At 35.3% G+C, this 13998-nt stretch carries 12 protein-coding genes; 11 read left to right on the top strand and 1 reads right to left on the bottom strand.

Annotation, left to right across the window (positions count from 1 at the left end):
• The first annotated feature begins 24 nt into the window (after positions 1 to 24).
• The 8 genes from mutS to KQI49_RS07580 all read left to right on the top strand — a co-directional run bounded on the left by mutS (position 25) and on the right by KQI49_RS07580 (position 9887).
• Positions 25 to 2604 (top strand): DNA mismatch repair protein MutS, encoded by a 2580-nt coding sequence (mutS, locus tag KQI49_RS07615; RefSeq protein ID WP_216487773.1) that lies wholly within the window; start codon positions 25 to 27, stop codon positions 2602 to 2604.
• Positions 2605 to 2634: 30 nt separating this feature from the next.
• Positions 2635 to 4473, top strand: coding sequence for a DNA mismatch repair endonuclease MutL (gene mutL, locus KQI49_RS07610; protein ID WP_216487772.1), 1839 nt, complete (start codon positions 2635 to 2637; stop codon positions 4471 to 4473).
• A gap of 64 nt (positions 4474 to 4537) precedes the next feature.
• Positions 4538 to 4990, top strand: a complete 453-nt coding sequence (locus KQI49_RS07605) for a Dps family protein (RefSeq protein ID WP_216487771.1) — start codon at positions 4538 to 4540, stop codon at positions 4988 to 4990.
• Positions 4991 to 5053: 63 nt separating this feature from the next.
• Positions 5054 to 5989, top strand: coding sequence for a tRNA (adenosine(37)-N6)-dimethylallyltransferase MiaA (miaA, locus tag KQI49_RS07600; RefSeq protein ID WP_216487770.1), 936 nt, complete (start codon positions 5054 to 5056; stop codon positions 5987 to 5989).
• Positions 5990 to 6044: 55 nt separating this feature from the next.
• Positions 6045 to 6272 (top strand): RNA chaperone Hfq, encoded by a 228-nt coding sequence (gene hfq / locus KQI49_RS07595; protein ID WP_216487769.1) that lies wholly within the window; start codon positions 6045 to 6047, stop codon positions 6270 to 6272.
• Positions 6273 to 6386: 114 nt separating this feature from the next.
• Complete coding sequence (gene spoVK / locus KQI49_RS07590; RefSeq protein ID WP_371817534.1) at positions 6387 to 7298, top strand: stage V sporulation protein K; 912 nt, start codon at positions 6387 to 6389, stop codon at positions 7296 to 7298.
• Between the two features lie 95 nt (positions 7299 to 7393).
• The gene (gene hflX / locus KQI49_RS07585; protein ID WP_216487767.1) at positions 7394 to 8629 is read left to right on the top strand and encodes a GTPase HflX; all 1236 of its coding nucleotides are present in this window, start codon (positions 7394 to 7396) and stop codon (positions 8627 to 8629) included.
• Positions 8630 to 8636: 7 nt separating this feature from the next.
• Complete coding sequence (locus KQI49_RS07580) at positions 8637 to 9887, top strand: methionine gamma-lyase family protein (RefSeq protein WP_216487766.1); 1251 nt, start codon at positions 8637 to 8639, stop codon at positions 9885 to 9887.
• Between the two features lie 72 nt (positions 9888 to 9959).
• Here KQI49_RS07580 and lexA read toward each other — a convergent pair whose 3' ends face one another.
• Positions 9960 to 10583, bottom strand: coding sequence for a transcriptional repressor LexA (lexA, locus tag KQI49_RS07575; RefSeq protein ID WP_216487765.1), 624 nt, complete (start codon positions 10581 to 10583; stop codon positions 9960 to 9962).
• A 198-nt stretch (positions 10584 to 10781) separates the two neighbouring features.
• On the opposite strand from lexA, the gene KQI49_RS07570 reads away from it, so the two are divergent.
• From KQI49_RS07570 to tkt, 3 genes are all read left to right on the top strand, one after another.
• Complete coding sequence (locus KQI49_RS07570; protein ID WP_216487764.1) at positions 10782 to 11423, top strand: YneB family resolvase-like protein; 642 nt, start codon at positions 10782 to 10784, stop codon at positions 11421 to 11423.
• Between the two features lie 127 nt (positions 11424 to 11550).
• Positions 11551 to 11784, top strand: coding sequence for a DUF896 domain-containing protein (locus KQI49_RS07565; RefSeq protein ID WP_216487763.1), 234 nt, complete (start codon positions 11551 to 11553; stop codon positions 11782 to 11784).
• Positions 11785 to 11923: 139 nt separating this feature from the next.
• Positions 11924 to 13930 carry a transketolase gene (gene tkt / locus KQI49_RS07560; protein WP_216487762.1) on the top strand — a complete coding sequence of 669 codons (2007 nt, stop codon included), beginning with the start codon at positions 11924 to 11926 and terminating at the stop codon, positions 13928 to 13930.
• Positions 13931 to 13998 lie beyond the last annotated feature (68 nt).

Below are 13998 nucleotides of genomic sequence, written 5' to 3'. Positions count from 1 at the left end.
TAGAGTGTTTTTGGAGGGCGAAGGATGTCAAAGCAGACACCAATGATGCAACAATATTTAAGAATTAAAGCAAAACATCAAGATTCATTTTTATTTTTTCGTTTGGGTGATTTTTATGAGTTATTTTATGAAGATGCTATAAAAGCTGCCCGTGAACTTGAAATAACTCTTACTAAAAGAGATTCTGGGCAAAAAGAGCCTATACCGATGTGTGGAGTACCTTATCACTCAGCAGAAAATTATATTAAGAATTTAGTAGATAAAGGTTTTAAAGTTGCGATATGTGAACAAATGGAAGATCCCAAGCAAGCAAAAGGGGTAGTTAAAAGAGAAGTAGTTCAATTGATTACCCCGGGAACTGTCATGGAAAGCAGCATGCTAAGCGAGCAAAGTAATAACTATATTGCAAGTCTTTCTCATTTTGATGATGGATCATATGCTATAGCCTATAATGATCTATCAACAGGGGAAAATAAGGTAATACTTATTACAAATGGCTGGGATGCAGTGATCCATGAATTACATAATCAATCTGTGAAAGAAATCGTAGTATCTCCAAATCTACAGGCTGATAAACAACACTATCTGCAAGTGCATTTAAATATTACGTTATCATATCAAGAAGAAGTTACATTTAATGCGGAATATCGCCATTTATGTGAAAATCTTAATGATGAACGTCTTATGAAGGCCTTTAGTCGATTATTAAATTATATTCAGAAGACACAAAAAAGGTCTCTTGATCACTTACAACAGGCTCAAGTAATCGAACTTAAAAATTACTTGGCTTTAGATATGTATTCTAAGAGGAACCTAGAGCTTACCCAAACGATTTTACGAAAAGGTAAGCGAGGAAGCCTACTATGGGTGCTAGATAAAACTATTACCTCGATGGGATCACGTTTATTGAAGCAATGGGTTGAACGTCCCTTACTAAATAAAAATGTGATTATTGAGAGACTAAATATTGTTGAAGGCTTTCTCACACATTTTATGGAGCGAGATTCCCTCAGAGAAATGCTAAAATCTGTTTATGATTTAGAACGTTTAGCAGGCAGAATTGCTTTCGGAAACGTAAATGCAAAAGATTTGGTACAACTAAGAACATCGTTGAAAAAACTTCCAGAAATAAAAACTCTTCTACAAAACATTGAATCTAAGGAAATTAACAACCTTGCTAAAGAACTTGTTTATCCTAAACATTTAATGGAACTCCTAGATAGCAGTTTAGTAGATGATCCGCCTATTTCAATCAAAGAGGGTTCCATCATTAAAGACGGTTATAATAACACGTTAGACACCTATAGAGACGCTTCGAAAAATGGTAAAAAATGGATTGCACAACTTGAGAAAAAAGAAAAAGAAGAAACGGGTATACGTTCATTAAAAATTGGTTTTAACCGAGTTTTTGGGTATTATATTGAGGTTACTAGACCTAACCTTCATTTGTTACCTGAGGGACGTTATGAACGAAAGCAAACATTAACTAATGCGGAGCGGTTTATTACAGATGAGCTAAAAGAAAAGGAACAAATTATTCTTGAGGCAGAGGAAAAAAGTGTGGAATTAGAATATAAATTATTCATCGAAGTGAGAGATGGGATTAAGGAATTTATTACTGGACTTCAAAACCTTGCTCATAATGTAAGTGAAATCGATGTTCTGCAATCATTCGCTACGGTCAGTGAAGATAATAACTATAGACGGCCAGAGTTTACAAAAAACCATTTACATATTAAAAATGGAAGACATCCTGTTGTCGAACAAGTTATGGCCGGTGAAGAATATGTACCTAACGACGTAACCTTAGATCAAAACACTAATATGCTTCTTATTACAGGTCCAAATATGTCCGGGAAAAGCACTTATATGCGGCAGCTCGCTTTAATTGCTATTATGGCTCAAATAGGATGTTTTGTACCGAGTGATCATGCAGAGTTAATAATTTTTGATCAAATTTTTACGAGAATAGGTGCTGCAGATGATTTAGTTGCAGGTAAAAGTACTTTTATGGTCGAAATGCTTGAAGCAAATCATGCACTAGAAAATGCAACAGATCGAAGTCTTATATTACTAGACGAAATAGGCAGGGGAACAAGTACTTATGATGGAATGGCATTAGCTCAAGCCATAATTGAATACATTCATCAAAATATTCATTCTAAAACTTTGTTTTCAACTCATTATCACGAGTTGACATCCCTAGAAGAATCTTTACCAAAATTGAAAAATATTCATGTTCGTGCTGAAGAACATCATGGAAATGTAGTTTTTCTTCATCAAATTCAAGAAGGTGCAGCCGACCAAAGTTACGGTATCCATGTGGCTAATTTAGCAGGTTTACCCAGTACATTAATTGAACGAGCAAACTCTATTTTAGGAGAGCTTGAAAATAAAACTCAGCTTCAATCAGTGCAAACAAAAGAGGAGACGGCTCAACTATCCTTTTTTGCTGAAGAAGAAAAAGAGAAACCGAAAGAACAAACAAATGATTATAGAAATAACCTTGTAGAACAATTGAAAAATATTAATTTATTAGAATTGACACCCTTAGAAGCAATGAATGAGCTATACCGTCTTCAGAAAAAAGCTAAACAGAAATAATAATAATATTGATGAAGAAAGGGTGAGAGAATGGAAATAACTCAGATGCCTGATTTATTAGCAAATAAAATAGCGGCTGGTGAAGTGGTTGAAAGACCAGCCTCTGTAGTCAAAGAACTAGTAGAAAACAGCATTGACGCTGGGAGTACTTGGATTAAAATCGAACTAAAAGAGGCTGGACTCGAACAAATAAGAGTGATTGATAACGGTGACGGGATGACAGCATCTGACTGCGAAAAAGCTTTTCTTCGACATGCGACCAGTAAAATAAAAAATGAAAATGATTTGTTTCATGTTCGTACACTAGGATTTCGAGGAGAAGCTTTAGCTAGTATCGCATCAGTTAGTCGTTTAGTGGTTCAATCATCTTTAGGCGAAGAAGCTGGGACTCAGCTTATACTAGAAGGTGGTAAAGTTACTGCAAAAAATAAGTGTAATGCAAGGAAGGGTACTGAAATTTTAGTATCTGACTTATTTTTTAATACACCAGCTCGTTTAAAATATATGAAGACAATCCATACTGAATTGGGGCATATAACTGACTTATTAAATCGCTTAGCTTTGTCTCATTCCGATATCCGCTTCGAGGTCATGCATAATGATAAGCCTTTATTTAAAACGACTGGAACTGGAGATCCACTACAAGTGATTGCTAATATATACGGCATGAATATAGCGCGAAAAATGTTGCCAATACAAGAAGAGAACTTAGATTTTAAATTATCTGGTTTCATTGCTAAGCCTGAAGTAACTCGTGCTTCTAGATCTTACATCACTACCGTCATTAATGGACGCTACATTAAAAGTATACCATTAAATCAAGCAATCATTAGAGCATACCACACGTTGTTACCAATTGGCAGATATCCAATTGTGGTTATCGCCATTCAAATGGATCCTATTTTAGTTGATGTTAATGTCCATCCAACCAAACTTGAAGTAAGATTTAGTAAAGAAAAAGAGCTAAGCAATCTGGTGGAATCAACAATTAAAGAAACGTTTAGGAAAACTTCCTTAATACCTGAAATGGAACATACTAACAATCGACCTAAACAATCGGAACAAGAGACTTTACCATTAAATTCTAATTATAGATCTTCTTTTGATTTATCGGCTGACAAACACACAATATATGAGCGAAAGACAATAGAAGAGACACCTAATTTTGAAAATACTTATCCTAGAGATACACCAGAAAAAGATACTTCCAGTTCTAGCAGACTTACTCCTTCTGAAGAAAAACAAGAACAACCTATTTATGATGAAATTACAACTAATTCAGTTCAAAGAGTTCCAGTCATTTATCCCATCGGTCAGTTACATGGTACCTATATTATGGCTCAAAACGAACATGGACTTTATATGATTGATCAACATGCAGCTCAAGAAAGAATTAAGTATGAGTTTTTTAAAGAAAAATTGGGGAAAACAATAAATCAGTCCCAAGAATTACTCATCCCGCTCACATTTGAATTTTCAAAGAAAGAAGCTATTTTTATTGATAAATATAAAGAAGAACTAGAAAAAACGGGTCTCTTTTTGGAAAGTTTCGGCTCCCAGACCTATATTGTCCGCTCCTGTCCAACTTGGTTTCCTAAAGGATTGGAAGAGGAAATCATTAGAGATATGGTAGAGCAAATTATTAGAGAAAATAAAATTAATGTTGAATTGATTAGAGAAGAAGTGGCTATTTTAATGTCATGTAAGAGATCAATTAAAGCGAATCACTATCTGAACTACGACGATATGTTTAAACTGCTAGAAGATCTAAGACAAACAACAGATCCATTTACGTGCCCACATGGCCGACCAGTGATTATTCATTTCACATCTTATGAATTAGAAAAGATGTTTAAGCGTGTTATGTAGATAATGTATAAATTCCTCTGAAAAGCGCAAAATAATTAATAAAATGATAAGGAGTAGTTTAGCTATGGATAATCAAAAACTGATTAACTTTTTAAATCAATTATTGTCAAATCATTTCGTCATGTATGTGAAACTTCACCGTTACCACTGGTTTGTAAAAGGAATGCATTTCTTTCAGTTGCATACAGTGTTTGAAGATATGTACAAGAAATTTGGAAATGACCTGGACGAGGTAGCTGAACGAGTACTGATGATTCAAGGAAAGCCACTAGCGACTATGTCGAAGTATCTAGAAGAATCGACTCTAGTTGAAGCAAGCGCGGATGATACGGAAGAAGAAATGATTGAGCAACTTCTTGAAGATTATAACCAACTCGTATCTGAAATAAAGGAACAAGGCATTCCTCTTGCTGAAGAAAATAAAGATGAACCAACCTTAGACTTGCTTATAGGTCTACAGCAAGATTACGAGAAATATATCTGGATGTTGTCCGCTTATCAAAATCAAGACAAATAATCTGCTAACAAGATGTTGGCATTTCTTAGCATCTTGTTTAGCTATTTATTAGGGGTAGCGAGAATGAAGCAAACAGTAATTGCAATAGTGGGTCCTACTGCAGTAGGCAAAACCCAATTAAGTATTAATTTAGCAAAAAAATTTGGTGGAGAAATCATTAGCGGCGATTCGATGCAGGTTTATAGAGGAATGGACATTGGCACCGCAAAAATAAAACCTGAAGAAAAACAAGGCATCCCACATTATATGATTGATATTAGAGACCCTAATGAACCTTTTACGGTAGCTGATTTCCAGTCACATGTCCAATCATACATAAAGAAAATTATTGATAGAAAAAAAACACCTATAATTGTAGGAGGTAGTGGTCTCTATATTCAGGCTGCTTTATATGATTATAATTTCGCAAAGCAGGAACGAAACAGGGAAGTTGTGAATAAACTTGAAGAAGAACTTGAGCGATTTGGTATAACACCGCTGTATCAGCGACTGACTGAAATAGATCCTATACAGGCTAGTAAAATTCATCCTAATAATCATAGACGTGTCATCAGAGCTTTAGAAATCTATGAAACAACAGGATTGACTATGTCTGAATATCAAGACAATCAACGAAAAGATTCTCCGTATAATCTTATTTTCATTGGTTTAGAAATGGAGCGTAAGGTTTTATACGAGAGAATAAACAATCGAGTTGACGAAATGATAGAAGAAGGGCTTCTAAACGAGGTAGAATCCTTGCTAAATCAAAACTTAGAGTCAAGCCAATCAATGCAAGCCATAGGTTATAAAGAGTTTATCCCCTATTATAAGGGCGAATATGACTTGGAAAGGGCGATTGAATTATTAAAGCGAAATTCACGAAGATATGCGAAGAGACAGTATACTTGGTTTAAAAATAAACTTAATGTAACTTGGTATGATATATCGCCTCAGTCGTTAAATGAAGATTTTAAAATAATTTTTGAAAATCTAGCAGGAATATTAAATAATAGGTAGAAGTATTATAATATAGGAGTTTTCGCATTAAGATAGAAAAGAGGAGGAAATGCGATTGGCACAGAATGTTAACGTTCAAGATTACTACTTAAATCAATTAAGAAAAGATCATGTCTCAATTACTGTATTTTTGACAAACGGCTTTCAATTACGCGGAATTATCAAAGCATTTGATAATTTTACCGTCTTGTTAGAAACTGATGGTAAACAGCAACTTATCTTCAAACATGCGATATCTACATTCGCACCTGTAAAAAATATTAGCTTGAATTTTGAGGAATAAATTAACTTAGACGAACACTGTGATAGTGTTCGTCGTTTTTATGGGCATTTGTCACGTCTTTGTTTTTTCAATCGTATAATAACGTGAATGCAATATGATTGAGGAGTGAGCATGTTGGAAACACAAAAAGTGTCACAACAAAGTGGCCGAATAAACATTGTTTTACAAAACAAAAAGAGTGATGACACCCATAAGATTAAGGATAGGTATATTACTAAAAATCCTTTTAATCATATTGATGATAAATTTTCTTCTTTTGTGGGTCTTTCGAAGCTTAAACAAACCGTTAATGAAATATACGCTACAATCATTATTAATAAAAAAAGACAGGAAATGGGTTTATTTTCAACGAAACAAGTCCTTCATATGTTATTTAAAGGGAATCCAGGAACAGGAAAAACTACTGTAGCTCGTCAACTTGCCAAAATTTATTACGATTTGGATATCTTGTCTAAGGGACATTTTATCGAAGCGGAAAGAGCAGATTTGGTAGGAGAATATATAGGTCAGACAGCGCAAAAAACACGAAGCATCATTCAAAAAGCCATGGGTGGTATTTTATTTATTGATGAAGCTTATTCTCTGGCTCGGGGTGGGGAAAAAGACTTCGGCAAAGAGGCCATTGATACCTTAGTAAAACATATGGAAGATAAGCAAAACGATTTTGTACTCATACTAGCCGGATATCCATATGAAATGGAGCGGTTTCTAGATCAAAACCCAGGATTACAATCTAGATTTCCGTTTATTATTGATTTTAAGGATTATAATATTAATCAACTTATGGAAATTGCTAGGCAGATGGCATCCGAAAGGGAATACCAATTGACTAAAGAGGCTGAATGGAAACTGAAATCTTATCTATATAAACAGAAGTCTGAATCAATTCAAAACTTCTCTAACGCACGTTGTGTTCGAAATATAATTGAGCATGCTATCAGAATGCAAGCAGTGAGATTGATTTATTTAGACGAATGTACAACTGATGATTTGATTTATTTAACAGAAAAGGATTTAAACTTATAAGATAATGAAGAGATTTTGTGAAGTAAAATGATATTTGCTATGATGGAGTTGTGTGGCAGAAATTATCGCATGTATGAGAAAGAGGTATTGTCTTAATGTCTAAAGAAAAGATACTAGTAATCGCAGTGAAAATGCCTGATGACAATGAACATCGTTTTAAATCCTCACTTAAAGAATTAGCGGCATTAAGTGATACAGCTGGCGGAGAGGTTAAAGAAGTTGTCACTCAAAACCGTCAACATATCCATCCCGCTTTTTATCTTGGCGAAGGAAAAATTAATGAAATCAAACGATTAGTAGATGAACTGGAAATAGACTTAGTAATCTCCAATGATGAATTGTCCCCGGGTCAGCTCCGAAATTTAAATGATCGATTAGAAACACCAATTATTGACCGGAGCCAACTTATTTTAGATATCTTTGCTAAGCGTGCTCATACGAAAGAGGGCCAAATGCAAGTAGAACTTGCTCAATTAGAATATATGCTTCCAAGACTACACGGTAAAGGAATAGAATTATCAAGACTTGGCGGTGGGATTGGAACAAGAGGTCCGGGTGAAACCAAGCTCGAGACAGACCAAAGGCATATTAGGAGACGCATTCAGGATATCAAACGTCGTTTAAAGATTGTAGTTAAACAAAGGGACCAGTACCGGAAACGAAGAAGAACAAATGAAGCTTTCCAACTTGCTATTGTTGGATATACAAATGCTGGAAAATCGACTTTATTCAACCGATTAACGGAAAGTAAATCTTTAGAGGAAGATCAATTATTTGCGACATTGGATCCCTTAACACGTAAAATAAGATTACCTTCAGGGTTTCAAGCACTAATAACCGATACAGTAGGTTTCTTGCAGGAATTACCAACAACTCTTATAGCTGCTTTCCGTTCAACTTTAGAAGAAGTAACAGAAGCTGACTTTATTCTCCATGTTGTGGACGCCTCAAATCCTGATAATGAGCAACAGCAAAATACTGTAATCGAATTATTAAATGAGCTTGATGCCCAAAATGTCCCTATTTTAACAGTTTACAATAAAAAAGACTTACTTAAGAGGGAGCTAATCCCTATGCATTATCCATATATTTTTATAAGTGCCTTTAATGAAGATAGCCTTCAGGAACTTGTTGAAAAGATTGAATCGTTATTAAAAGAAGAGTGGGATAACTTTATTATTGAATTAAAACCATCTGAAGGTCAGTTATTAAATCGATTAGAAAATGAAACAATTATTAATGACAAATCTTTTGACGAGAACGCTAATAGGTATATTATCAAAGGATACATGCAGACTAATCATCCATTACAGCACATATTAAAGGAGTAAAAAGTTAATGATTGAACAACTAGCGAAACAAGCAGAAATTGACTGTAGAAACCAATTTGATGAAATTAATGCAATTGTTGAAGTTAACCAGCAACGAGTTTTAAATATATTTAGGGAAAATCGAGTAAGTGATACTCACTTTAATTCAACAAGTGGGTATGGTTATGATGACCTTGGACGAGAAACGTTAGAGCAAGTTTATGCAGATGTTTTTGGAGGAGAAGCAGCGCTTGTAAGACCGCAACTTGTCTCAGGAACACATGCGATTTCTACAACATTATTTGGTATTTTAAGACCAGGTGATGAACTGGTATATATTACGGGTAAGCCATACGATACGCTTGAAAAAGTAATCGGAGAACCGAATGATAGTACTGGTTCACTTAAAGATTTTAATATTAAATATAATGAAGTGTATCTCAATGATGATGGAACGGTTAACTTTAGTAAAATCAAAGAAGCGATAACAAGCGAAACAAAAATGATTGGCATTCAACGTTCAAAAGGATATGAAGATAGACCATCCTTTACGATTGCAGAAATTGAGGAAATGACTTCTTTTATTAAAAAAATTGATGAGAATCTTATTGTTTTCGTTGATAATTGTTATGGTGAATTCGTAGAAGATAAAGAGCCTACACATATTGGTGCAGACGTCATGGCTGGTTCGTTGATTAAAAATCCTGGTGGTGGAATTGTTCCCGCTGGTGGTTATATAGTTGGTAAAGAAGAGTTAATCGACATGTGTGCTAATCGTTTAACTGCTCCAGGTTTAGGTAAAGAAATGGGAGCTACTTTTAGCGTTTTACAGGAAATGTATCAAGGTTTCTTCCTTGCGCCACATGTTGTTGGAGAAGCTTTAAAGGGAGCAGTTTTTACATCCCGTTTTCTCGAACTGTTAGGTTATACAACAAAACCACATTATCAAGCAAAACGAACGGATTTGATTCAATCGATCACTTTTAATGATTCTGAGCAAATGATTGCATTCTGTCAAGCAATCCAAGAAAATTCACCTGTGAATTCACATTTTACGCCTTTTCCTAGTGAAATGCCGGGCTATGAAGATGAAGTGATTATGGCTGGAGGGACTTTTATTCAAGGTTCAAGTATAGAGTTGTCGGTGGATGGTCCAATTAGAGAACCTTATATAGCATTTTTACAAGGTGGCTTAACATATGCTCACGTGAAAATTGCAGTCATCGAGACGATCAAAAAAATGAAAGAAAAGAATTACCTAATAATTAAACAAGAATAGCGGTATTTTTAAAGAAATCTGCATAACAAGAAAAAGCTCTTTGATCTGTTCTGTGTCAAAGAGCTTTTTTTGTTATTTTATGTTTCGATATAAGGCAACTACTTTACCTAAAATGGTCACATTGGAATATATTAACGGCTCCATCGTGGCATTTTCAGGTTGGAGACGTATGAAATTCTCTTCTTTGAAAAATCGTTTAACTGTTGCTTCATTTTCTTCTGTCATGGCCACAACAATGTCCCCATTCTCAGCTGAACTTTGTTGCTTAACTATAACCATATCATTATCAAGTATGCCGGCCTCTATCATACTTTCACCTTCAATCGTAAGGACGAATACATTGTCATCGGCTCCAGCAGTAGTATTGGGGATCGGAATGAACTCTTCAATATTTTCTACAGCAGTAATAGGGATACCAGCGGTTACTTTACCAATAAGTGGTGCATAACGCACTTCCTCTTTTGGTATATTAGCTTCTTGTGATTGATCGAGAATCTCTATGGCCCGGGGTTTTGTAGGATCTCGCCGAATATAACCCTTTCCCTCCAACCTGGACAGATGGCCGTGAACCGTAGAACTAGATGCCAACCCGACGGCTACCGCTATTTCTCTAACAGAAGGAGGATATCCTTTTGTTTGAACTTCTTCTTTTATATAATCTAGAATTGATTGCTGTCTTTTTGATAGTTTAGTCATCTTCTTATCATCACCTCGCACATATGTTTTATTAAAATAATTGTACCATTCATAATAACATTAAGCAAACGTTCGTTCGAATTCCATTGACAAGATCGTACGTTCTATTATAATGGTATATGCAAACGAATTATGAGAGGTTCACTATCTTTAAACAGTGCATAGTACTAACAGGAATGTTAAATAGGAGAGAACTATATGAAGGTTATTATCTATTGTAGGGTAAGTACAAATAAAGAGACTCAAGAGGTTTCTCTGGTAAGGCAAAGAGAAGAATTGATAGAGCATGCAAAGCGGAATCAATTTAAAGTTATTGACATTATTGAAGAGCAGGCTAGTGGATATGATATTGATCGTGATGGGATTTTTAAAATGCTAAAATACTTTTCTGAACATCAAGCTGATGGGCTTTTAATCCAAGATGAAACTAGACTTGGAAGAGGCAATACAAAAATAGCATTACTTCATCAACTTCAAAAAATGTCGATAACAATTTATACAGCAATTCAAGATGGTGAACTGGAAATAAGTGACTCAGATTCGATGGTCCTGCAAATAGTTAGTATTGTAGAGGAATATCAACGTAAAATCCATAATATAAAAATAAAACGAGGGATGAAGCGAGCACTCTCAAGAGGGTATGATCCATCTAAAAATCTTACTAACAAAGATGAAGCTCCCGGTAGAAAGAGAATTGAATTTCCTATTGAAGAGGTTGTTCGTCTAAAAGACAACAACAATATGACTTTTGAAGAAATTACAAAAACATTAAACGGCTTAGGTTACAATGTCTCCAAAGCAACAGTTCATAGAAGATATAAAGAACACCAAAATGCTTGAACATGGTTAAATATCACGTTATGATAAAAAAGCAAGACTTATACAGTTCTTGCTTTTTTATAATGCACAAAAGTAATTTATATAAAAAGGGATTTAACCTCTTGTTAAAAGTAAGGGAGGGTAAAAGTTGCTTGATAAGAAGAAAATAGAACGAATAAACCATTTAGCAAATAAATCAAAAAGTGAAGGGCTTACGGCTCGAGAAAAAGAGGAACAGCAGAAATTAAGAAAAGACTATTTAAAAAACATTCGTCAATCATTTAAAAATCAATTCAAAACAATGACAGTAATTGATCCAGAGGGAAACGACGTCACTCCAAAAAAAGTAAAGGATTTACAAAATCGACATAAAGATGATTAATGTATAATATTTTGTGTCTTTTTATCGATTAATATTGATATTATATAGAATGTCATTTTAAATAACTTGTTATTACAACCTAGCCATAATAAGATAATAATAGAAAGAACCTTTTAAATAAAGAAAGGGGTAAATATAATTGTCAATTAATGTAGAACAATTATCTATTAATACAATCAGAACCTTGGCCATTGATGCTATAGAAAATGCTAACTCCGGTCACCCAGGACTCCCAATGGGAGCAGCACCCATGGCGTATACGTTGTGGACAGAGTTTATGGACCACAATCCAAAACATTCGAAGTGGTTTAACCGGGACCGTTTTGTATTATCTGCGGGACACGGCTCAATGCTTCTTTACAGTTTACTCCACCTATCAGGATATGATGTAACGATGGAAGATTTGAAAGGCTTTCGCCAATGGGATTCCAGAACGCCTGGACACCCTGAAGTCCATCACACTGATGGTGTTGAAGCTACGACAGGACCTCTAGGACAAGGTATTGCCATGTCAGTTGGAATGGCAATGGCTGAAGCACATCTTTCAGCAAAATATAATAAAGAAGACATCTCAATCATAGATCATAACACATACGCGTTGGTGAGTGATGGTGATTTAATGGAAGGTATTTCACATGAGGCTGCTTCTTTAGCAGGTCATCTCGGTTTAGGAAAGCTTATAGCATTATATGACTCAAATGATATTTCATTAGATGGGGATTTGGATAAATCATTTTCTGAGAATACCGCGCAGCGTTTTAAATCATACGGTTGGCAATACTTGCGTGTGGAAGATGGTAATGATTTAAACGAAATTAGATCAGCCATAAAAGAAGCTAAAAGTAACCTAAATCAACCGACAATTATTGAAGTTAAAACGATAATTGGCTATGGTTCTCCAAATAAATCTGATTCCAGTGCGTCGCATGGTGCTCCATTAGGTGCAGAAGAAGTTAAACTTACGAAAGACTATTATAAATGGACATTTGAAGAAGACTTTCATGTCCCTGAAGAAGTTTACAATGATTTTGGTGAGAAAATTGTAAAACAAGGTGAACAAAAAGAAAACAAGTGGAACGATATGTTTAAATCATATAAGGATAAATATCCAGAAGAAGCTAAAGAACTTGAATTTGCTATGAATGGTGAATTACCGGATGGATGGGATAGTAAACTTCCAGTATACCATCCTGGTAATGATGAGTTAGCCACAAGAGCTTCATCCGGAGAGGTTTTGAATGCCATCGCAAAGTCAATTCCTAACCTATTCGGTGGTAGTGCGGATTTGGCTGGTTCCAATAAAACTAAAATGGAAGCCGATGACGATTTTACAAGAGATAATTATAAAGGAAGAAATATTTGGTTTGGAGTTCGTGAACATGCAATGGGGGCGGCTTTAAACGGAATGGCTCTCCATGGTGGGTTGAAAGTTTATGCTGGAACATTCTTTGTTTTCAGTGATTACTTACGTCCAGCGGTACGTTTATCTTCGATTATGCAAACGCCAGTCACGTATGTGTTTACCCATGATTCGATTGCTGTAGGAGAAGATGGTCCTACACATGAACCGATTGAACAATTACCTTCATTGCGAGCAATGCCAGGCCTATCTTTGATAAGACCTGCCGATGGAAATGAAACGCAAGCTGCATGGCGTTTGTCCCTTGAATCAACAGACCAACCAACCGCACTTGTCTTAACTCGACAAGGGTTACCGACCTTAAATGGGACAAAAGATAAAGCGTATGAAGGTGTTAAAAGAGGAGCTTATGTCATTAGCGAATTGGATAAGGAAAATCCTGATGCCCTACTTTTAGCTACCGGATCAGAGGTTCAACTCGCGGTTAAAGCACAGAAAGAACTCAAAGAAAAAGGCATTAATGTTAATGTAGTGAGCATGCCTTCATGGGATCGTTTTAATAAACAAGACAAAGACTACCAAAATTCAGTGATTCCTCCGCATGTCACAAAACGTGTTGCTATCGAAATGGCTTCTCCATTTGGTTGGGAACGTTATATAGGTGACGAAGGAAAGGTTATAGGAATAACAACATTTGGTGCCTCTGCGGATGGCAACAAAGTGATGGAAGAATATGGTTTCAATGTTGATAATGTAGTTAAACATGTTGAGTCTCTTATAAAATAAATATAAATAATTATAGACTTAACTGACAAAATAACTTAAAATGGTTCCAGTCGTCAAAAACGATGACA

This window comes from Virgibacillus sp. MSJ-26, from assembly GCF_018918075.1.
Lineage (GTDB): Bacteria > Bacillota > Bacilli > Bacillales > Amphibacillaceae > MSJ-26.
This window is presented reverse-complemented; position numbering and strand designations above follow the sequence as displayed.

Coding starts and splice junctions, on each gene's coding strand:
- mutS (WP_216487773.1), top strand. CDS start 25: ATGTCAAAGCAGACACCAATGATGCAACAATATTTAAGAATTAAAGCA.
- mutL (WP_216487772.1), top strand. CDS start 2,635: ATGGAAATAACTCAGATGCCTGATTTATTAGCAAATAAAATAGCGGCT.
- KQI49_RS07605 (WP_216487771.1), top strand. CDS start 4,538: ATGGATAATCAAAAACTGATTAACTTTTTAAATCAATTATTGTCAAAT.
- miaA (WP_216487770.1), top strand. CDS start 5,054: ATGAAGCAAACAGTAATTGCAATAGTGGGTCCTACTGCAGTAGGCAAA.
- hflX (WP_216487767.1), top strand. CDS start 7,394: ATGTCTAAAGAAAAGATACTAGTAATCGCAGTGAAAATGCCTGATGAC.
- KQI49_RS07580 (WP_216487766.1), top strand. CDS start 8,637: ATGATTGAACAACTAGCGAAACAAGCAGAAATTGACTGTAGAAACCAA.
- lexA (WP_216487765.1), bottom strand. CDS start 10,583: ATGACTAAACTATCAAAAAGACAGCAATCAATTCTAGATTATATAAAA.
- KQI49_RS07570 (WP_216487764.1), top strand. CDS start 10,782: ATGAAGGTTATTATCTATTGTAGGGTAAGTACAAATAAAGAGACTCAA.